This is a genomic window from Pseudomonas sp. GGS8 (assembly GCF_024168645.1).
Lineage (GTDB): Bacteria > Pseudomonadota > Gammaproteobacteria > Pseudomonadales > Pseudomonadaceae > Aquipseudomonas.
Map to the genome: position 1 here is coordinate 4,237,307 of NZ_JALJWF010000001.1, position 20,545 is coordinate 4,257,851.

Genomic DNA, 20,545 nt, shown 5'->3' on the forward strand with positions numbered 1-20,545 from the left:
CCTCTGATGGAATTTCGAGCCGGATCAAACGCTTGAGATTTCTGGCACGGATGTCGCTATGTAGCTCCGGTCGCTTGACTCCAATAATAAAAAGGCCGAGCCATGTCACTAATCCTGGAGCACGTCAGCCGCACCATCGAAGGCCAGACCTGGATCGACGATGCGTGCCTTAATTTCGAACCCGGATCGTTCAACGTTTTGCTCGGTCGCACGTTGTCCGGCAAAACCAGCCTCATGCGCCTGATGGCCGGTCTGGACAAGCCCGACAGCGGCCGCATCCTGATGAACGGCGTCGATGTCACCCAACGTCCGGTGCGTTTGCGCAACGTGTCGATGGTCTATCAGCAGTTCATCAATTACCCGACCATGACGGTGTTCGAGAACATCGCCTCGCCGCTGCGTCAGGGCGGCGTTGCCAATGAGCTGATCCAGAGCAAAGTGCTGGAAACCGCAAAGATGCTGCGCATCGAGAAATTCCTTCAGCGCCATCCACTGGAACTTTCCGGCGGCCAGCAACAGCGCACAGCCATGGCTCGGGCGCTGGTCAAGGACGCCGAACTGATTCTGTTCGACGAGCCGCTGGTCAACCTCGACTACAAGCTGCGCGAAGAGCTGCGCCAGGAAATGCGCGAGCTGTTCAAGGCGCGCAATACCATCGCGATTTACGCCACCACCGAACCCAACGAAGCCCTGGCGCTGGGCGGCACTACCACGATTCTTCACGAAGGTCGGGTGATTCAGAGCGGCAAGTCCTCCGAGGTTTATCACCAGCCGCAAACGGTGCTGGCGGCGGAGCTGTTCTCCGAGCCGCCGATCAACCTGATGCCGGGGCGCATCGCCGGCAACGAAGTCAGTTTTGCCAATTTTGTGCATTTCCCGTTGAACGTCGATCTACGTCCGGTGGGCGAGGGCGAGTTCCGTTTCGGCGTGCGCCCCAGCCACATTTCGCTGGTGCCGAGCAACGACGACGATCTGGAACTGGCGGTGACCGTCGAGGTGGCCGAGATCAGCGGTTCGGAAACCTTCCTGCATGTGCGCAACGAGTATTTCCTGCTGGTGCTGCATTTGCCGGGTGTTCATGAATACGATGTCGACGCGCCGATTCGCATCTATATCCCGACCCATAAACTGTTTGTGTTCGATAGGCAGGGGCGGCTGGTTCAGGCGCCCGGTCGCCGCATTGCGAGGGTTGCCTGATGGCCGAAATCCGTTTGCAGAACCTTGCCCACAGCTACACCCCTACGCCGACCGGCCCTGAGGATTACGCGATTCGCGAAATGGACCACGTCTGGGAGCAGGGCGGCGCTTATGCGCTGCTCGGGCCTTCGGGGTGCGGCAAGTCGACCTTGCTCAACATCATTTCCGGGTTGCTCAGCCCGTCCCAGGGCCAAGTGCTGTTCGACAGCAAAGTGGTCAACGAACTGACCCCGGAAAAGCGCAACATCGCCCAGGTTTTCCAGTTTCCGGTGGTCTACGACACCATGACGGTGTTCGACAACCTGGCCTTTCCGCTGCGCAATCAGGGCATGGTCGAAGCGAAAATTTACAGCAAGGTGCATGAAATCGCTGAAGTCCTCGACCTTCAGGCATTGCTGCACAAGAAGGCGCGCAACCTTACTGCCGATGAAAAACAGAAAGTCTCCATGGGCCGTGGATTGGTGCGTGATGACGTGTCGGCGATCCTCTTCGATGAACCGCTGACGGTGATCGACCCGCACCTGAAGTGGAAGCTGCGACGCAAGCTCAAGCAGATCCACGAGCAGTTCAACATCACCATGGTCTACGTCACCCACGATCAGCTCGAAGCCTCGACCTTCGCCGACAAGATCGCGGTGATGTATGGCGGGCAGATCGTGCAGTTCGGTACGCCACGGGAATTGTTCGAGCGGCCGAGCCACACCTTTGTCGGTTATTTCATCGGCAGCCCGGGGATGAACCTGATCGAGGTTCAACCGCAACCCGGTGGTGTCGGTTTTGCCGGGACCCACTTGCCGTTGTCCGACGCGATGCAGAAACGAATCGCCGAGTCCGAATGGAAAACCCTGAAGGTCGGCATCCGTCCGGAGTTCGTTCATGTGTGGGAAGAATCCTTTGATGAAGCGATGCAGGCCCAGGTCGTACACGTCGAAGACCTGGGCACCTACAAAATCATGACCCTGAACCTCGACGGCGTGCCGCTGAAAGTACGCCTGGCCGAGGACAAACCGGTGCCCGACGGCACGGCGTACATCAGTTTCCCGGGGCAATGGCTGATGGTCTACGCCGACGATTACTTGCTGGAGGTGCTGCCATGAACAAGGTGCAGAACAACAAGGCCTGGTGGCTGGTGTTGCCGGTGTTCCTGCTGGTGGCGTTCAGTGCGGTGATCCCGATGATGACCGTGGTCAACTACTCGGTGCAGGACATTTTCGACCAGTCCAGCCGCTACTTCGTCGGTGCTGATTGGTACAAGCAGGTGCTGCTCGATCCACGGCTGCATGACTCGCTGCTGCGTCAGTTCATCTATTCCGGCTGTGTGTTGTTGATCGAAATCCCGTTGGGCATCGCCATCGCCCTGACCATGCCGATCAAGGGACGCTGGTCGTCGCTGGTGCTGATTATTCTGGCGATTCCACTGCTGATTCCATGGAACGTGGTCGGCACTATTTGGCAGATTTTCGGTCGGGCCGACATTGGCCTGCTCGGGTCCAGCCTCAACGGCATGGGCATCAGCTACAACTACGCGGCCAACACCATGGACGCCTGGGTCACGGTGTTGGTGATGGACGTCTGGCACTGGACGTCGCTGGTGGCGTTGTTGTGTTTCTCCGGACTGCGGGCGATTCCGGACGTGTATTACCAAGCGGCGCGGATCGATCGGGCGTCGGCCTGGGCGGTGTTCCGGCACATCCAATTGCCCAAGCTCAAGAGCGTGCTGCTGATCGCGGTGATGCTGCGGTTCATGGACAGTTTCATGATCTACACCGAGCCGTTCGTGTTGACCGGTGGCGGCCCGGGTAATGCCACGACCTTCTTGAGTCAGACCTTGACCCAAATGGCCGTAGGCCAATTCGACCTCGGCCCGGCGGCGGCTTTCTCGCTGGTGTACTTCCTGATCATCCTGTTGGTGTCGTGGCTGTTCTACACCGCCATGACTCACTCTGACGCCAATCGGTGAGGCCCGCCATGAGCAAGAGAAAGCTGATCCCGCTGCTGGTCTACATCCTGTTCCTGTTGGTGCCGATCTACTGGCTGCTGAACATGTCCTTCAAGAGCAACACCGAAATCCTCGGTGGCCTGACGCTTTTTCCCCGGGATTTCACCTTCGCCAACTACAAGGTGATCTTCACCGACCCGAGCTGGTACGCCGGCTACCTCAACTCGGCGTACTACGTCAGCATGAACACGATCATCTCCTTGACCGTGGCGTTACCGGCGGCCTATGCGTTTTCCCGTTACCGCTTTCTCGGTGACAAGCACCTGTTTTTCTGGCTGCTGACCAACCGCATGGCACCGCCGGCGGTGTTCCTGCTGCCGTTCTTCCAGCTGTATTCCTCGATCGGGTTGTTCGACACGCACATCGCGGTGGCGTTGGCTCACTGTCTGTTTAACGTGCCGCTGGCGGTGTGGATTCTTGAGGGCTTCATGTCTGGTGTTCCCAAGGAAATCGACGAAACGGCCTACATCGATGGCTACAGCTTTCCCAAGTTCTTCGTGAAGATTTTCGTTCCGCTGATTGGCTCCGGGATCGGTGTCACGGCGTTTTTCTGCTTCATGTTTTCCTGGGTCGAACTGTTGCTGGCGCGGACGCTGACTTCGGTGAACGCCAAACCTATCGCGGCGGTGATGACCCGCACGGTCTCGGCGTCGGGCATCGACTGGGGCGTGCTGGCGGCAGCGGGGGTGTTGACCATCCTGCCGGGCATGCTGGTGATCTGGTTCGTTCGCAATCATGTGGCCAAGGGCTTTGCCCTGGGCCGTGTCTGAGGAGCTGATGATGGAATGGATGAGTTGGACCGCCCCCACGGCGGCGTTCTTCGGCGTCATTGCCTTGATTCTGGTGGGCATGACCACCTGGGAATTGCGTTCACCAAGCATTCTTCGAAAAGGTCTTCTGCCGATTGCCACCACCCGTGGCGATCGCTTGTTTATCGGTCTTCTCGGCAGCGCCTACCTGCATTTGCTGGTAATCGGCGTCACCGACTGGAGCATCTGGATAGCGTTCGCGTTGTCTGTGGTGTGGCTGTTGGCTGTGATGCGTTGGGGCTAGTCGAATCGCTCGGCAATCGCGCTCCAAAACCTAAACAGGAGGTCTCTATGTTCGACAAAAACAATAAGCTGCGACATAGCATTTCATTGGCAGCCATGCTGGCACTCAGCGGTTTGAGCGCATCGGCCTGGGCTGATGCCTACGAAGACGCTGCGAAAAAGTGGATCGGCAGCGAATTCAAACCGTCCACCCTGACGGCCGATCAGCAACTCGCGGAATTGAAGTGGTTCATCAAGGCGGCCGAGCCGTTTCGCGGGATGGACATCAAGGTTGTCTCGGAAACCCTGACCACCCATGAATACGAGTCCAAGGTGCTGGCCAAGGCCTTCACCGAGATCACCGGGATCAAAGTCACCCACGACCTGCTGCAAGAAGGCGATGTGGTGGAAAAGCTGCAGACCGTGATGCAGTCGGACAAGAGCATCTATGACGGTTGGGTCAACGACTCGGACCTGATCGGTACGCACTTTCGCTATGGCAAGACCGAGTCGATCACCGACCTGATGGCCAACGAAGGCAAGAACTTCACCTCGCCGACCCTCGACATCAAGGACTTCATCGGCATTTCCTTCACCACCGCGCCGGACGGCAAGATCTATCAGCTGCCTGACCAGCAGTTCGCCAACCTGTATTGGTTCCGCGCCGACTGGTTCGAGCGGGCGGACCTGAAAGCAAAATTCAAAGAAAAGTACGGCTACGAATTGGGCGTGCCGGTGAACTGGTCGGCCTATGAAGACATCGCCAAATTCTTCAGCGAAGACGTCAAGGAAATCGACGGCAAACGCATTTATGGGCACATGGACTACGGCAAGAAGGATCCGTCCCTGGGCTGGCGGTTCACCGATGCCTGGTTCTCCATGGCCGGCGGCGGTGACAAGGGACTGCCCAACGGCTTGCCGGTGGACGAGTGGGGCATTCGCGTCGAGGACTGTCATCCGGTCGGTTCCAGCGTGACCCGCGGCGGCGACACCAACGGCCCGGCGGCGGTGTTCGCGACGCAGAAATATGTCGACTGGATGAAGGCCTACGCGCCGCCGGAAGCAGCGGGCATGACCTTTTCCGAGTCTGGTCCGGTACCGTCTCAAGGCAACATCGCCCAACAGATCTTCTGGTACTCCGCCTTTACCGCCGACATGACCAAACCGGGCCTGCCGGTGGTGAACGCCGACGGTACGCCGAAGTGGCGCATGGCGCCGTCGCCGAGGGGGCCGTACTGGGAGGAGGGCATGAAGTTGGGGTATCAGGACGTGGGTTCGTGGACGTTCATGAAGTCCACGCCTGAGAAACAGAAGCTCGCGGCCTGGCTGTACGCGCAGTTCGTGACCTCGAAAACCGTGTCGCTGAAGAAAACCATCGTCGGCCTGACACCGATCCGCGAGTCGGACATCAACTCGCAAGCCATGACTGATCTGGCGCCGAAGCTCGGTGGTCTGGTGGAGTTCTATCGCAGCCCGGCCCGGGTGCAATGGACACCGACCGGGACCAACGTGCCGGACTATCCGCGTCTGGCGCAGTTGTGGTGGAGCCACATCGCCGAAGCCGCCAGCGGCGAGAAAACCCCGCAACAAGCGCTGGATGGCCTGGCCAAGGATCAGGACGCAATCATGTCCCGCCTGGAACGTTCGAAAGCGCAAGCCGTGTGCGCGCCAAAAATGAACCCCGAGCGCGATGCGCAGTACTGGTTCGACCAACCGGGCGCACCGAAGCCGAAACTGGCGAACGAGAAACCTAAAGGTGAAACCGTGAGCTACAACGAACTGCTGAAGTCGTGGGCTGATGCACGGAAGTAAGAGGCTGTAATGTGAAACGCGAACGGCACCGGAAGGTGCCGTTTTTTTTTTGTGCTTGATAGTCCGCCATCGCGGGCAAGCCCGCTCCCACAGTATTGCGCAGTGCCGGCAAACGTTGTGTACACCGCTAAACCTGTGGGAGCCGGGCTTGCCCGCGATAGCGGTGGGACAGTCAATGAAGATGCTGGATGGGCGGGCTTTTTCGTGGGTAAGCCAGAACTGGCCTGATAATCCGTGCACCACAGTTCGTATTTCAATTCTGGATGTTTAAGCGTTTAGGTGGAGGAGCAGAACCTTCCCACAATGTTTTCAGGTTATCCGTCGGACGTCTGCTCTCTAGCCTGTGCACGTTGCTGCCAATTCAGCGACCGGGATTGGAACCCCGTGACTCCACTGAAAGCAAAAGCACCTTTCATGACGGATGCTCGCGCACCTTGATGGTGTGCACTCCGTTATGGCGGCTGTGCGTGGGAGACTTCGAGTCTGTCGGGTTTTTTGGTGGCCCGGATTCCAACCTGCGTACAGCTGCCACCCCACTACCTCAACAGCGGATATGTTCACGTTTCAACGACTGGCGCACGGTTTTCAGAATCGCCAGCTCGAAGGCATTGTGTCCGGCGTTGAGTAGCCGGCATCGCAGCGGCTGGCGCCGCCGAAGCCAGCGAACGCTGGCCATGCCGAAGGTATCGCTGATGCCTTGGATCACTTCAGTATGGGCATCAAGCGAAAGCGCTTCGTCCGCGCCTGTGAAGAAATACTGGTTTACGTGGTAATGCAATTCCAGGCGGATAGCGCGCACGGCTTCGTCGTCAACGAATTCTTCGAGTGCACTCGGCTGCATCGAGTGTCCGCTCAATTGCAATGTCGCCCGTAACCAGTGGAGGGCCGCCTGACGCCGCTGGATTGCGCAGCCATTGTTCAGGACCTGGTAGATCGCACCGGCACTGACGGCGCAAGGCTCATGGGTAATGGCCGACAGGCCGTCATTCAAGGTTTGATCGTAGGTACTTACGTTGGCTGCAAACGGCACGAATACTGAGACCAGTGTGGTTTTCAGAACGGCCTCTGGATAGCGTTGCTGGTATTGAATGGCCAGCCAGCTGCCCCATGAGACGCCGAGCATGCTGATCGTTTCGAACCCCAGATGCTGCCGCAGGGCTTCGATGTCTTCGACGCAAAGCCCGGTGTCGTTGTGTTGGAGTTCGCCGTGGGGAACGGAGCGGCCGCAGCCTCGCTGATCGAACAGAATAATGTCGAAACAGCGCTCATCGAAGAATTCGAGATGACGTCTGTCGCTGCAACCCCCCGGTCCGCCATGCAGGAAAAATATCGGTTCGCCACCTGGCGTGCCGTGCCGCTCCCAATAGAGTTGGTGACCGTCGCCGGTCGAGAAGTAGCCACTGTTCACCATTAGGCGGGAGTCCTCAGCCTGTAGAATTGAAACAGTTCCGTGTGGCCGGGACGGGCCGCTACGCTCGATATCAGTTCAAGCTTCAGCGCCTGCGCCATATAGGGCACGGCGATCAGCACCGGCGTATGGCCGAAAAGGAGAATCGTGCCTCCCGGTTTAACGCCGGCTGCCATATCGAGGAACGCTCGCTGCGCGTCCTTGCGCGTCATCACTTCGGCATTGAGGAAACGCAGGATCAGCACATCGCATTGAATACCTGTTGTCGCGATATGGCGGGCATCGGCCAGGTAGAACCGAGCGGCTGAAGTGCCATGATGCTTTTTGGCGTACTCGATCATCGACGCTGAGCGATCAGACCCCAGGCATTGGCGATCCGGGAGTTCGCCAGCGAGGTGCGCGATGAACTCGCCCGTCGAACACGCCGGGTCATGGATCACCGCGCCGGGAGATGACAGGGAATTGAGCAGGCTTGTGCAATGCTGGCGAAAATGCCGTTCGTCAGCATCCAGCTGTGTGGCGAGCGACTCATTACATTGCCAGTACTCGGGCGGGCAGACGCACTCTCGGCCGCTGTCATTCATGGCAGGAAACGGAAAACGCACTTCACTGCCAGGCTGCGTCAATGCGTTATGGAACGCGGTTTCTTTCTCCTGCGCAGATACAGCATGGAAATAGATCACGGCGCCTTGATTGCCCCAATGCCACTCCGCCAGCGATCCGAGCAGCATCCAGGGTTGGAGCACGCTGCTGATGTGCCAGCCGACCGTCTCGCGGTATTGCAGGACTTTGCGGCCGACCCATTCGTTGCCGCCGACACGCAAGACAAACAAGTGATGCAGGCCCGAGCCGAAGGGTTCGATGAAGCTATCGAGCTCGCCCGGCGATGCCTTGCGCCGGGGTAATGATTGAGCGAGGTGGTGTTCTCGACGAAGGGCAGGGGTCATGCCGGCACTCCCTGATTCCTTTGCAGGCGCCGTCCTCGTGCCTGCGGTATCACCACATTGCCACTGGACACCACAAAAAACCGCTCCAGCCCCGGAATGACGACGTTGACCAGCGTGGTCCCCAACGGCGTCTGATGTAGTTGGGTGACCCCCAGCACGCGCCCATGTTTTTGGAGATCTTCTGCCAGCAAGTTGATTTGCTCGGCCAACGGTCGCTCATTGATTGTTTCGGGTAATTCGACGGTGAATTGCTCGCACAGGATAAGCAGTGGAAGCAAATCGAATTGCAGGCAGCGGAGCAGGCGAGGAAATTTGCTCAAGTGCCGTTGCGCATTACTCAGGTAGTGTTGCAGTTCTGGCTCCGAGGCCCCGTGATGCAGTTGGACGAGTTCGGTCAGCGCCCGCCAGGCGCCATGTCGGGCGCTGATCGAGCTACCGCTGCCGAACACGCGAGGATGGGGACCCGGTTCGGTTGTGAACGCCAGAAAGGTGCGTGACAGGAATTCAGTGCTGATGTCGATCAGGATGATTTCCGCTCCGATTTCCGCTTCGGCGTCCGACCACAGTTGACCCAATTCTTCGTGATCTGCCACGCGACCGACCCGGCGCAGCACAGGCCGGTTCTGGTAGTAAAAATGCTCCAGCAGAAACAACGAAACCGCATCGCGCTCGATGCATTCATTTGCCGCATGCAAGACCGCTTCGTCGTAACTCGCGCCAATGGCCGTTCCACTGTTAGAGGCATAGCGCTGTAATACGCCGTAGTTCGTAGTGTCTTGTTTCAGTGGCTGGCGTGAGTAGTCGGGAGTGCATAACGCGACGGGGTAAGAGAATAAAGTTTTTTTGAAAATGTCCGTATAAGTTCTGCAGGCTGTCAAGGCGTCGGGTTGGTCGAGGAGAGTAGAAAGAACAGTGTCATCGACAAATAGCGGCGAGTCAGAAAAGTAGTGCGGGGCGATGCAGTGAATATCGCGGGAGCTGAAGTGGTCACTTAAATGATGTTCCAGTGTTTCGTAAAGTGCACCCACCTGGGCGTGGTGGAGGTAACCTTTTCCCGCTCCCCTGGCGATGCCCTTTTGATTGCCAACACTCGCCGAGACATGCACCGCGACAATCTGTTGTCCGAGTGTGCGGGGTTCTGCGCGAAGTCCCAGGTTTTCCAGTTCGGCGTGAATCCTCTTTTCGGCCTGCGCGAGGGTGAGTTCTCGTTCTGCACGTGTAAAGTTATCCATTGTTCCCTCCCTTGAAAAACGGGGGGGCATTCGCCCCCCCGCTTTCTTAAACGGCTTCCAGTTCTGCCTGTTCATCCTCGGTCAGTTGCAGTTGTTCAATTTGCTCTGCTGTGGGGGTGTCCTGTTGTTCCAGGTCGATAACTTTGTTTGCGTTCCAGCCGACAAGGTAACCCATAGGTAGACTCTCTTTTTTGTTGGATAGTGGAGTGCTTAATCAAGCACGGAGCAACTGTATAAGTTGGAAGTTGGTCGGTCAAAAATGACGGGAAGTTACAGTGTCGTTATTTTGGGTGTAAGGAAACACATACACATTAATCCGCGATTGACGACTTTGATTCGTAAACAGGGACGGACGCCGAGTAAACACCGCATTCGTTGCAGTGATGGGGGGAAATGAGATGTGGGAAAATTCAGATAGTTGGGTAGCCAAATCGCAATGATTAGTCTGTTTTCGTTCCTTTACAGGTGGTTGCGGAGACTTTTCCTACCGCGTTTGAAGTTTCTTCAGATGTCGGCGCGGATTTACCCCTAAAATTCAACCAGCAGAAGCCGTTGCTTTCTGCACAAATGAAAACGCCCCGAACAAGTCGGGGGCGTTTGCTGGAAACCACCTTCAGTGCCTTTTCACTCAGCCTTGAGAGGTGCCGTTTTTGTTTGTGCCAGTTCCAGCGCTTTAGCGAGCAGGTCCGTCACTGCGGGCGACGATCCAATGAAGGAGCAATTAAAAATGGTGCAGACAATTCAAGTCAGCTTCGCTAGTTGCCAGTAATAAATCACCTTCAGCCCGCCGCGCTTGCCTTTGTTTCTCCGCTCATCGACAAATATAGCCAGAGTTTTTGGACGGCAAAGGAGAGAGGACGATAGATCAAACTGTTTCTGTTGTGCGCCCAGTATGGGCGCAATCTTGCGGGTGGAAATGCGGTTACCCGGCTGATTCGGGCGCATCTGGAGGCGGGAACGCTGATCATGGCGTGGTCGAGAAAAGCCGCTGCGGGGCGCCGCAAGGCGGCCCGCTGTCGCCGTTGGCTGGCGAACGTGCTGCTGGACGAAGTGGATCGGGAGCTTGAACGTCGAGGTCATTGCTTCGTGCGCGATGCCGACGATGCGAATGTGTATGTTCGCAGTCGCCGGGCGGGGCAGCGGGTGGCCTATGTGGCGCGGGTGCAATTATCGTTATGGGGGAACGCGAGCCTGAACACCGTCATCGCACCGGGCAGGCTTTCAACCTCGGCCACCCCCTGATGCAAGCTCATGATCGAACGCACGATGGCCAGGCCCAGTCCGGTGCTGCCTTGTGAGCGGGAGCGGCTGCTGTCGACCCGGTAAAAGCGGTCGAACAGGTGCGGCAGATGCTGTGTTTCGATGCCCGCGCCGGGGTTGCTGACCCGCAGCGAAACCTGAGTCGCCTCTTGCTCAATGTGTAGCGAAACCAATTGCCCGGCCGGGCAGTGGCGCAGTGCGTTGGACAGCAGGTTCGAGATCGCCCGTTGAATCATCAAGCGGTCGCCCAGTACCTGCGCGCTGCCGGTTACGCTCAGGCTGATGCGCTTGTCTTGCGCCGACAAGGAAAACAGGTCGGCCACTTTCTCGGCTTCTTCTTCCAGGGCGACCGACTCGAAGGACGTGAGCGCTGCCGGGTTACTGGCCTGCGCCAGAAACAGCATATCCGAGACAATCCGCGCGACACGCTCCAGTTCTTCAGTGCAAGACACCAAAACGTTTTTGTAATCCTCGGCCGTGCGTTCCCGGGACAGCGTCACCTGTGCCTTGCCCATCAGATTGTTGATCGGCGTGCGCAGTTCATGGGCCAGGTCATCGGAGAACTGCGACAACTGCTGAACACCATTGTCGAGGCGATTCAGCATGAAGTTGATCCCCAGGGCCAGTTCACTAAGCTCCTGGGGCATGTCGAGCACCGACAGCCGATGGCCGAGGTCTTGTGTCGAGACCCTTGCCGCCACTTTGCGAAACTCGCGCAGCGGCATCAGCCCCCGCTGTACGGCGGCCCAGGCACTGAGGCCGATGAAGATCAGCAGCAACGGCAAAGCAATCAGCGTCGAGCGCAGATAGGCGCTGATCAACGCCTGATTGTGGGCATCGTCCATCGACAGCAGCACCGGGACGCGGGTGCCGTCCTTGATGCGGACCAACCGAGAGGCGGTCAGGTAGCGCTTGCCTTGATCGTCGGTGCTGCTGGAGAACGCCAGTTGTTCGTCGGCGGCCAGCACTGCCCTGCGTTCAAGACGGGAGTCGACCATGCCGGAGCCGGATTTCAACAGCGGCGTACGCAAGTTGGAGCGGTCATAAATCGTCAGGGTGAGGTTGTCATGACCCATGACCTGATCGAGCAGAATGTGTGGCGCCGAACGAATTTCTGCGGAGTCGGCGTACAGCGACAGGCTGTGTTCCACCTGTTCCATCTTCTGGGCCAGGCCATCCCTGGATAACGCGTTCAACTCATGGGTCAGGGCGAAATAAGCCAGGATCGCCAGAAACACGACCAGCAGCGCGCCGAGAATACTCACCGTCAGGCCCAGGCGCATCGACAGGCTGGCCGGCTTCATTCGCGCGCCTCCAGCACATAGCCGACACCACGCAGGGTATGGATCAGTTTGCTGTCGAACGGGTCGTCGATCTTGGCGCGCAAACGCCGGATAGAGACTTCGACCACGTTGGTGTCGCAGTCGAAATTCATGTCCCACACCAGCGAAATAATCTGGGTGCGGGTCAGTACTTCGCCGGACTGGCGCATCAACAAATGCAGCAGGGCGAACTCCTTGGTGGTCAGGTCGATGCGCTGTGCACCGCGAAACGCGCGGTGTCGTCCCGGATCGAGCTCCAGGTCGGCGACTTTGAGCACCTGCGGCACCGGGATGCTTTCGCTGCGGCGCATCAGCGTGCGCACCCGCGCCAGCAATTCCGGAAACTCGAACGGTTTGACCAGATAATCGTCGGCGCCCAGATCCAGGCCGCGAATCTTGTCGGCCAGACGCCCGCGCGCGGTGAGCATCATCACCCGGGTGGAATGGGTGCGACGCAATTGTTCCAGCACGCCCCAGCCGTCCAGTTCCGGCAGATTGACGTCCAGTATCACCAGGTCATAAACCTGTTGTCGGGCCAGATGCAGTCCATCGGCGCCCGTTGCCGCGTGGTCAACGATATAACCACTTTCCGTCAGTCCCTGATGCAAGTATTCGGCAGCTTTAAGCTCGTCCTCGACGACAAGGATTCGCATGATCTATCACCACTTTTATTGAATGGATATTTAATTAAGGTGGCCGGGAAAGTTATTGTTTTTGTAAGGGGGCCGGACGGGTTTGAATAACGACTAGAGGTTGTGAGTTGCTGGTTTCCTACAGAGGCTTCCCCATGTGATGGTGTGCAAGGTAAAGGCTGTAGTGGCTACAGGGTCAACTGAAATGCTGGGTCTTGAGCCCTGAAATGACGATCTGCGACAGCCTGTCGCAGTGGGCAAGCCCGAATGCCCATGTGCCGCACTCAGGCAAGTGCTGTTTAACAGATAATGACCGTGTATTTGTTTCCATATATTGCTATATCGCCTTTCGCACTTCGCATCCTAGATCAAAACAACTTCGATAAACCGTGGATAACGGATTTGTAATGTTCCAGTCACCTTGTCGATAAGTTCAAAACCCTACCGTGGCGGCATCAAAGATTCTTGAATAAAGGAAGTCTTCCATTGCCCGGTTTAAAAGAACTGACGGCGCGATCACGCCTGAAAAAAACAGCGAGGACAGTGACGGCCAGCCTTGTGTTGCTGGCCGGCACGGGGCTTGTGCAGGCATCGACCCTGACCCTCGATCAAGCCCTGCAAACGGCATTCGCCGGTAACCCGGATCTGGCGGCTGCACAGTGGGAAATCGGCATCGCCGAGGGTGAGCGCAAACAGGCCGGCCTGATCCCCAACCCCGAAGTGTCGTGGGAGGCCGAAGACACCCGACGCGACTCGCGAACCACCACGGTGATGCTCAGCCAACCGATCGAACTGGGCGGTAAACGCGGCGCACGGATTGACGTCGCCAGCCGCGCGCAGGACGCCGCCGGGATCGAATGGGAGCGCAAGCGCAATGCCTTGCGCGCCGATGTGATTCAGGCGTTCAACAGCGCCCAGACTGCACAACAACGCTTGCAGTTGTCGCGCCAGTCGCTGCAACTCGCCGAACACGGTTTGCGCGTTGCCCAAGGACGCATCGAGGCCGGTCAATCATCGCCCCTCGAAGGCACCCGTGCGCACGTGCAACTCTCCGAAGTGCGCCTGGAACTGAGCCGCGCCGAACGCGATCAGGCCAACGCCTATCAGCAATTGGCGCAGGTCATGGGCTCACCGTTGCCAACCTCGACCACCGTGCAAGCGGCCACGCAAAGCATACCCACCGTGCCACCGCCGAGCCGATTGCTTGAGCGTCTGAACGAGACCGCCGAACTGCGTCTGGCCAAATTGCAGATCGATCAGCGCGAAGCCTCATTGGGTCTGGAAAAGTCGCAACGCATTCCCGACCTGACCGTGAGCATTGGTAGCCAATACAGCGAAACCGAGCGCGAACGGGTCAACGTGGTCGGGCTGTCGATGCCGATTCCGCTGTTCAACCGCAATCAGGGCAACGTGCTGGCAGCTGCCCGGCGCAGCGATCAGGCACGGGATCTGCGCAACGCCACCGAACTGCGTTTACGCACGCAAATCCAGACCACCCTTGAGCAGTGGCAGACCGCCAACGGCGAAGTCGAAGCGTTCAACCAGACCATCCTGCCCGCCGCGCAAAGTGCGGTCGACAACGCCACGCGCGGCTTCGAAATGGGCAAGTTCGGCTTCCTCGACGTGCTCGACGCCCAACGCACCCTGATCAGCGCGCGCAGCCAATACATCCAGGCCGTCAGCGAGGCGACGGATGCGCGAGTACGCATCGAACGCATCTTCGGCGACCTCACCGTCAGCCCTTGAATTTCATCTTTCAGATCACTGCGCGATGGCATGGCGCAGAGGAGTTTCCATGGAAAAAAAACTGATCGTGGTGGCTGCGGCGACGTTGGCGCTGGGCATTGGTATTGGCTCGATGTGGCCGGGCAATGCGTCCATTGACGCTCACGCCGATGAAGCGGCGGAACACGCCGATCACGCTGAAGAAGGCGCAGCAGCCGACGGTGAACATACAGAAGAAGGGCACTTGGAGTTGAGTGCCGAACAGATCTTTGCGGCGGGCATTCAACTGGCCGAAGCGCGGGCGCAGAACATCAGCCTCGGCTTGCCGTTCCCCGGTGAAGTGCGCTTTGACGAAGACCGCACCGCGCACGTGGTGCCTCGGGTGCCCGGCGTGGTCGAGTCGGTGTCGGTCAATCTCGGGCAGTCGGTGAAGAAGGGCCAGTTGCTGGCGGTGATCGCCAGTCAGCAGATCTCCGATCAGCGCAGCGAACAGGCTGCCGCACAGCGTCGCCTGACCTTGGTGCGCACCACCTACGAACGCGAGAAAAAACTGTGGCAGGACAAGATCTCCGCCGAGCAGGATTTCCTTCAGGCACGCCAGGCATTGGAAGAAGCCGAAATTGCCCTGACCAATGCCCGGCAAAAAATCAGCGTGCTCAGTGGCAGCGTGGTCGCCACCGGCGGCAATCGCTATGAACTGCGCGCGCCGTTCGACGGCGTGGTGGTGGAAAAACACCTGACGCCGGGGGAGGTGGTCGATGAATCCACGGCGGCTTTTACGCTCTCCGATCTGTCGCGGGTGTGGGTGACGTTTGGCGTTTCGCCCAAGGATCTGAGCAAGGTGCAAGTGGGCAAACCGGTCACCGTCAGCGCCCCGGAACTCAATGCCGAAGTCGCCGGCGCCGTGGCCTACGTCGGCAGTTTGCTGGGTGAACAGACCCGCACTGCAACGGTCCGCGTGACCCTGGAAAACCCGCAAGGCTCGTGGCGCCCCGGCCTGTTCGTCACCGCGCTGGTGGCGACCGACAGTCGCCAAGCCAGGGTTGCCGTACCTGAAACCGCGATCCAGACCGTCGAGGATAAACCGACGGTGTTCGTGCGCACCGACGACGGCTTCAAGGCGCAACCGGTGGAGCTGGGCAGTCGCGCGGCCGGTTTGGTGGAAGTCACCCAAGGGCTGGAACCGGGTGTGCAAGTCGCCAGTGCCGGCAGCTTCGTCCTCAAATCGGAACTGGGCAAAGCCTCAGCTGAGCACTCTCACTAAAGACGCTCACTGAAGATTCCCACTGATCCGCCCCCTCGACGAGAAGGTTCTCATGTTCGAACGCCTGATCCAGTTTGCCATCGAGCAGCGCATCATCGTGCTGCTCGCCGTTCTTCTCATGGCCGGCCTCGGCATCGCCAGTTATCAAAAGCTGCCGATCGACGCCGTGCCGGACATCACCAACGTCCAGGTGCAAATCAACACCGGCGCGGCCGGGTTCTCGCCGCTGGAAACCGAGCAGCGCATCACCTTCCCGATTGAAACCGCCATGGCCGGTTTGCCGGCGCTGGAGCAGACCCGTTCGCTGTCGCGTTCGGGGCTGTCGCAGGTCACGGTGATCTTCAAGGACGGCACTGATCTGTTCTTCGCCCGGCAATTGGTCAACGAGCGTTTACAGATCGCCAAGGAGCAATTGCCCGAGGGCGCGGAAGCGCTGATGGGGCCGATTTCCACCGGGCTCGGGGAGATTTTCCTGTGGACGGTGGAGGCGCAGGAAGGTGCGCTGAAGGACGACGGCACCGCCTACACGCCGACCGACCTGCGGGTGATTCAAGACTGGATCATCAAGCCGCAATTGCGCAACGTGCCCGGTGTGGCCGAGATCAACACCATCGGCGGATTCGCCAAGGAATACCAGATCGCCCCTGATCCGAAACGGCTGGCGGCTTACAAACTGACCCTCACCGATCTGGTCACGGCGCTGGAGCGCAACAACGCCAACGTCGGCGCCGGTTACATCGAGCGCAGCGGCGAGCAACTGCTGATTCGTGCGCCCGGGCAAGTGGCAAGCACCGACGACATCGCCAATATCGTGATGGCCAATGTCGACGGTACGCCGATCCGCATCAAGAACGTCGCGACCGTGGACATCGGCCGCGAACTGCGTACCGGTGCCGCCACCGAAAACGGTCGCGAAGTGGTGCTGGGCACGGTGTTCATGCTGATCGGCGAAAACAGCCGGACCGTCTCCCAGGCAGTGGCGACCAGGCTTGAACAGATCAACCGTTCCCTGCCCAAAGGCGTGATCGCGGTGCCGGTGTATGACCGCACGCACCTGGTGGACAAGGCCATCACTACGGTGAAGAAGAACTTGGTCGAAGGCGCGATTCTGGTCATTGCGATTCTGTTCCTGTTTCTGGGCAACATCCGCGCGGCGTTGATCACCGCGATGGTCATTCCGCTGTCGATGCTGTTCACCTTCACCGGTATGTTTACCAACAAAGTCAGCGCCAACCTGATGAGCCTCGGCGCCCTCGACTTCGGCATCATCGTCGACGGCGCGGTGGTGATCGTCGAAAACACCCTGCGACGGCTGGCCCATGCGCAGCAACATCACGGGCGTTTGCTGAGCCGTTCCGAGCGCTTCCACGAAGTATTCGCGGCGGCCAAAGAGGCGCGGCGGCCGCTGATTTTCGGCCAGTTGATCATCATGGTGGTGTACCTGCCGATCTTCGCCCTGAGCGGTGTCGAAGGGAAAATGTTCCACCCGATGGCCTTCACGGTGGTCATCGCGCTATTGGGCGCAATGTTGTTGTCGGTGACCTTTGTGCCGGCGGCCATCGCGCTGTTTGTCACCGGCAAAGTCAAAGAAGAGGAAGGCGTGGTCATGCGCGGCGCGCGTCGCGTTTATGCGCCGGCTCTGGCGTGGGTGATGTCCCATCGCGCAGCGGCGGTGGGTGCGGCGTTGGCTGTGATTGTGCTCAGTGGCGTGCTCACCAGCCGCATGGGCAGTGAGTTTGTGCCGAGCCTCAGCGAGGGTGATTTCGCCCTGCAAGCGTTACGCGTGCCGGGCACCAGCCTCACGCAATCGGTGGATATGCAGCAGCGTCTGGAGACCTTGATCCTCAACAAGGTGCCCGAAGTCGAGCGCGTGTTCGCCCGTACCGGCACCGCCGAAATCGCCTCCGACCCGATGCCGCCGAACATCTCCGACAGCTATGTGATGCTCAAGCCGAAGGCGCAGTGGCCGGATCCGGGCAAGTCTCGTGAAACGCTGATGGCCGAACTGCAACAAGCCGCCGCGACGCTGCCGGGCAGCAACTATGAACTGTCGCAGCCGATCCAGTTGCGCTTCAATGAACTGATCTCCGGCGTGCGCAGTGATGTGGCGGTCAAGGTGTTCGGGGATGACATGGCCGTGCTCAACGCCACGGCAGCGAAGATCGCCGCCGCCATGCAGAGGGTCAACGGCGCATCCGAGGTCAAGGTCGAGCAAACCACTGGCCTGCCGGTGCTGACCATCAACATCGACCGCGACAAAGCGGCGCGTTACGGGCTCAACGTCGGCGACGTGCAAGACACCATTGCGGTGGCGGTCGGCGGGCGTCAGGCCGGGACACTGTATGAAGGCGATCGGCGTTTCGACATGGTGGTGCGTCTGTCCGATGCCATGCGCAAGGACATCGAAGGCTTGTCGGCGCTGTTGATTCCGGTGCCGGCGCCCCTCAATGGCGCGGCCGATCAGATTGGCTTCATCGCTCTCAAGGACGTCGCCAGCCTTGATCTGGTGCTCGGGCCGAATCAGGTCAGCCGCGAAAACGGCAAGCGGCTGGTGATCGTCAGCGCCAACGTACGTGGGCGCGATATTGGCTCCTTCGTTAAAGAGGCCAGTGAGGTGATCGAGCGCGATGTTCAGGTTCCGGCAGGTTACTGGACCGGCTGGGGCGGGCAGTTCGAGCAGTTGCAGTCGGCAGCCAAACGCTTGCAGATCGTGGTGCCGGTGGCCTTGCTGTTGGTGTTCGGGTTGCTGTTCATGATGTTCAACAACCTCAAGGACGGCTTGCTGGTGTTCACCGGGATTCCGTTTGCGTTGACGGGGGGCGTCATGGCGTTGTGGCTGCGGGACATTCCGCTGTCGATCTCGGCGGGCGTTGGTTTCATTGCGCTGTCGGGGGTGGCGGTGCTCAACGGGTTAGTGATGATCGCGTTTATCCGCAATTTACGGGAGGAGGGGCGCTCACTCAGTGATGCGATCAACGAAGGCGCGTTGACGCGTCTACGGCCGGTATTGATGACGGCGCTGGTGGCGTCCCTGGGCTTCATTCCGATGGCTTTGGCGACCGGCACGGGTGCCGAGGTGCAACGTCCGTTGGCGACGGTGGTGATCGGCGGGATTCTGTCTTCGACCATCCTGACGCTGCTGATACTGCCGGCGCTGTATCAGCTCGCGCATCGGCGCGACGAAGACGCAGCTTCAACCAAGTAGGAGATCCCACAGGTTTTTGCCACATAACGGATATGTAATTTGCGCGCCACCGTCACGAAAGGTTCGGATTGTTACCTTGATCCCGTTAGTTAATTAAACGAGGAATCAAGCATGAAATTTGTACAACTGAGTGCGTTTGCGGCGGCGTTGGTGATGTCTTCTGTTGTTTTGGCTGAAGGTGGCGGCGACAGAGCCTTTGAAAAAATGATGGTGGCCAATGACCGCTCGGTGGAGGCGTTTGTCGCCAAAGAACAGGCGCGTAACCCCGTCGTGTTGAATGAAAAGAAGGACGACAAGACCAAAGACTTGTAAGCGTGTCGCACTGGAACTAGCCCGTCATCGAATACCGATGGTGGGCTTTTTTTTTGAGCCTGGATTTGAAGGTATTGGAATGAAAGTTTTTAGGTTGATGGCGTTCATCGCTGTGATGGCGATGTCGTTGAATGCGCTGGCAGAAGGCGGCGGTGACCGGACGTTTGAGAGGGCGTTTAGTGCCAACGCCAAAGCCATGGAGCAATACGCGGCCAAGCAGGGCAAACCTGTGCCAGTGGTGAAAGACTACGAATACGGAATGAAGCTGGATGTGGTCAAAGTGGTGAGCGTTGTACGGCCGCAAGTTGCTTGCACCGTGGTGCCTACTGCCATGACCTATGAAGATTCAAAGGGCCAACTCAACACCATCAAGTACACCGTGGCAGGCGATTGCCGTCGCCAGGGCGGGTGAGGGCACAGAGGGCCTCCACCTACATTACGTATTTCAATTCGGAATGTTTAACGGATGCGGCGCAAGTACAGACGCTTCCCACAATGTTTTCAGGTTGTCCGTCGGACGTCCGCTCTCTAGCCTGTGTTCGTCGCTGCCAATTCAGCGACCGGGCCTGGAAACCCGAGGACTTGAGAGAGCAAAAAGCGCCTTTCATAACGTATGCTTGCGCACCTTCATGGTGTGCACTCTGTTATGGCGGCTGTGCGCGGGAGACATTCGTGTCTGCCGGGTTGCTCTCTCTCCCGGATTTCCAGCCTGCGTACAGCTGCCACCCATTCGCTTGGAAATCGAATGGGCCAGCTGCAACTAACAAAGAGAGAGAAACATCATGAAAAAACCAACACCCAACCCTCCCGAAGCAAACACAGCTACGGACACCGACACAACATCCCCCTACGCCTCCATCGACTCCAAAAAACTCCACGAAGCTGCCGAGCGTGCGCTCGATTACTACCTGAATCCTACCGCCCACATCATGGCCACGCCCTACACCCCCAACCAGATGTTTTTCGCCAATCCCAAAGCCGACACCGAATCCCTGCTGGCCAATGCCAGCGAATCATTGTCCTCGGCCACGGTCATGTTCGGTGACTTCGCCGCGCTGCTGGAAGGCACCCACCGCAAGACTTTGCTGGGCATTGCGCAAGTGGTCATGTTGGGCGAACTGGCGGTGAATCAGGCGTTGGATAATGTCGAGCCGGCTGGCTAATCAATGAGGCTGCGCGGGCACAAAAAAACGCGGCGT

General features: G+C 58.7%; 18 protein-coding genes and 1 pseudogene. 13 read left to right on the top strand and 6 right to left on the bottom strand.

The genetic code is table 11. The features are described from left to right. Positions 1-102: 102 nt before the first annotated feature. From J3D54_RS19095 to J3D54_RS19120, 6 genes are read left to right on the top strand one after another with little or no spacing between them, the layout of a single operon-like run. The gene (locus J3D54_RS19095) at positions 103-1,197 is read left to right on the top strand and encodes an ABC transporter ATP-binding protein (protein WP_253421464.1); all 1,095 of its coding nucleotides are present in this window, start codon (positions 103-105) and stop codon (positions 1,195-1,197) included. Then, the gene (locus tag J3D54_RS19100; protein WP_253421466.1) at positions 1,197-2,294 is read left to right on the top strand and encodes an ABC transporter ATP-binding protein; all 1,098 of its coding nucleotides are present in this window, start codon (positions 1,197-1,199) and stop codon (positions 2,292-2,294) included. Before J3D54_RS19095 ends, J3D54_RS19100 begins: the two co-directional genes overlap by 1 nt. Next, positions 2,291-3,157, top strand: a complete 867-nt coding sequence (locus J3D54_RS19105; protein ID WP_253421468.1) for a carbohydrate ABC transporter permease — start codon at positions 2,291-2,293, stop codon at positions 3,155-3,157. The genes J3D54_RS19100 and J3D54_RS19105 overlap by 4 nt, the downstream gene beginning before the upstream one ends. An 8-nt stretch (positions 3,158-3,165) precedes the next feature. Further along, positions 3,166-3,966, top strand: coding sequence for a carbohydrate ABC transporter permease (locus J3D54_RS19110; protein ID WP_253421470.1), 801 nt, complete (start codon positions 3,166-3,168; stop codon positions 3,964-3,966). 10 nt (positions 3,967-3,976) lie between these two features. Beyond that, positions 3,977-4,249 (top strand): DUF2160 domain-containing protein, encoded by a 273-nt coding sequence (locus J3D54_RS19115; protein ID WP_253421472.1) that lies wholly within the window; start codon positions 3,977-3,979, stop codon positions 4,247-4,249. A 47-nt stretch (positions 4,250-4,296) separates the two neighbouring features. After that, positions 4,297-6,039 (top strand): ABC transporter substrate-binding protein, encoded by a 1,743-nt coding sequence (locus J3D54_RS19120; RefSeq protein WP_253421475.1) that lies wholly within the window; start codon positions 4,297-4,299, stop codon positions 6,037-6,039. A 541-nt stretch (positions 6,040-6,580) separates the two neighbouring features. Here J3D54_RS19120 and J3D54_RS19125 read toward each other — a convergent pair. The 4 genes from J3D54_RS19125 to J3D54_RS30350 are packed head-to-tail and all read right to left on the bottom strand — an operon-like array spanning position 6,581 to position 9,801. Continuing rightward, the gene (locus J3D54_RS19125) at positions 6,581-7,450 is read right to left on the bottom strand and encodes an alpha/beta fold hydrolase (protein WP_253421478.1); all 870 of its coding nucleotides are present in this window, start codon (positions 7,448-7,450) and stop codon (positions 6,581-6,583) included. Then, positions 7,450-8,394 carry a trans-aconitate 2-methyltransferase gene (locus J3D54_RS19130; protein WP_253421481.1) on the bottom strand — a complete coding sequence of 315 codons (945 nt, stop codon included), beginning with the start codon at positions 8,392-8,394 and terminating at the stop codon, positions 7,450-7,452. The genes J3D54_RS19125 and J3D54_RS19130 overlap by 1 nt, the downstream gene beginning before the upstream one ends. Then, entirely contained in the window at positions 8,391-9,626 is a 1,236-nt protein-coding gene (locus J3D54_RS19135; protein WP_253421484.1) for a YcaO-like family protein, read from the bottom strand. The genes J3D54_RS19130 and J3D54_RS19135 overlap by 4 nt, the downstream gene beginning before the upstream one ends. A gap of 46 nt (positions 9,627-9,672) precedes the next feature. Then, complete coding sequence (locus J3D54_RS30350) at positions 9,673-9,801, bottom strand: hypothetical protein (RefSeq protein ID WP_301293423.1); 129 nt, start codon at positions 9,799-9,801, stop codon at positions 9,673-9,675. Positions 9,802-10,544: 743 nt separating this feature from the next. Here J3D54_RS30350 and J3D54_RS19140 point away from each other — a divergent pair. Further along, a pseudogene (locus J3D54_RS19140) lies at positions 10,545-10,772 on the top strand (reverse transcriptase domain-containing protein); the annotation flags it as partial. 2 nt (positions 10,773-10,774) lie between these two features. Here J3D54_RS19140 and J3D54_RS19145 read toward each other — a convergent pair. Continuing rightward, positions 10,775-12,190, bottom strand: a complete 1,416-nt coding sequence (locus tag J3D54_RS19145; RefSeq protein WP_253421487.1) for a heavy metal sensor histidine kinase — start codon at positions 12,188-12,190, stop codon at positions 10,775-10,777. Next, complete coding sequence (locus tag J3D54_RS19150; RefSeq protein ID WP_253421490.1) at positions 12,187-12,861, bottom strand: heavy metal response regulator transcription factor; 675 nt, start codon at positions 12,859-12,861, stop codon at positions 12,187-12,189. The genes J3D54_RS19145 and J3D54_RS19150 overlap by 4 nt, the downstream gene beginning before the upstream one ends. Positions 12,862-13,326: 465 nt before the next feature. Between J3D54_RS19150 and J3D54_RS19155 the strand changes: the two genes are divergently transcribed. From J3D54_RS19155 to J3D54_RS19180, 6 genes are all read left to right on the top strand, one after another. Next, positions 13,327-14,586, top strand: coding sequence for a TolC family protein (locus J3D54_RS19155; RefSeq protein WP_253421495.1), 1,260 nt, complete (start codon positions 13,327-13,329; stop codon positions 14,584-14,586). Between the two features lie 49 nt (positions 14,587-14,635). Continuing rightward, positions 14,636-15,829: an efflux RND transporter periplasmic adaptor subunit gene (locus J3D54_RS19160; protein ID WP_253421496.1), complete on the top strand. Its 1,194-nt coding sequence runs from the start codon at positions 14,636-14,638 to the stop codon at positions 15,827-15,829. A 52-nt stretch (positions 15,830-15,881) separates the two neighbouring features. Then, a complete protein-coding gene (locus J3D54_RS19165; RefSeq protein ID WP_253421498.1) occupies positions 15,882-19,034 on the top strand; it encodes a CusA/CzcA family heavy metal efflux RND transporter in 3,153 nt (1,050 codons plus the stop codon). A gap of 111 nt (positions 19,035-19,145) precedes the next feature. After that, entirely contained in the window at positions 19,146-19,346 is a 201-nt protein-coding gene (locus tag J3D54_RS19170; protein ID WP_253421500.1) for a co-regulatory protein PtrA N-terminal domain-containing protein, read from the top strand. A gap of 79 nt (positions 19,347-19,425) precedes the next feature. Further along, positions 19,426-19,758: a DUF2790 domain-containing protein gene (locus tag J3D54_RS19175; RefSeq protein WP_253421502.1), complete on the top strand. Its 333-nt coding sequence runs from the start codon at positions 19,426-19,428 to the stop codon at positions 19,756-19,758. A gap of 370 nt (positions 19,759-20,128) precedes the next feature. After that, positions 20,129-20,509, top strand: coding sequence for a DUF6124 family protein (locus tag J3D54_RS19180; RefSeq protein ID WP_253421504.1), 381 nt, complete (start codon positions 20,129-20,131; stop codon positions 20,507-20,509). Positions 20,510-20,545 lie beyond the last annotated feature (36 nt).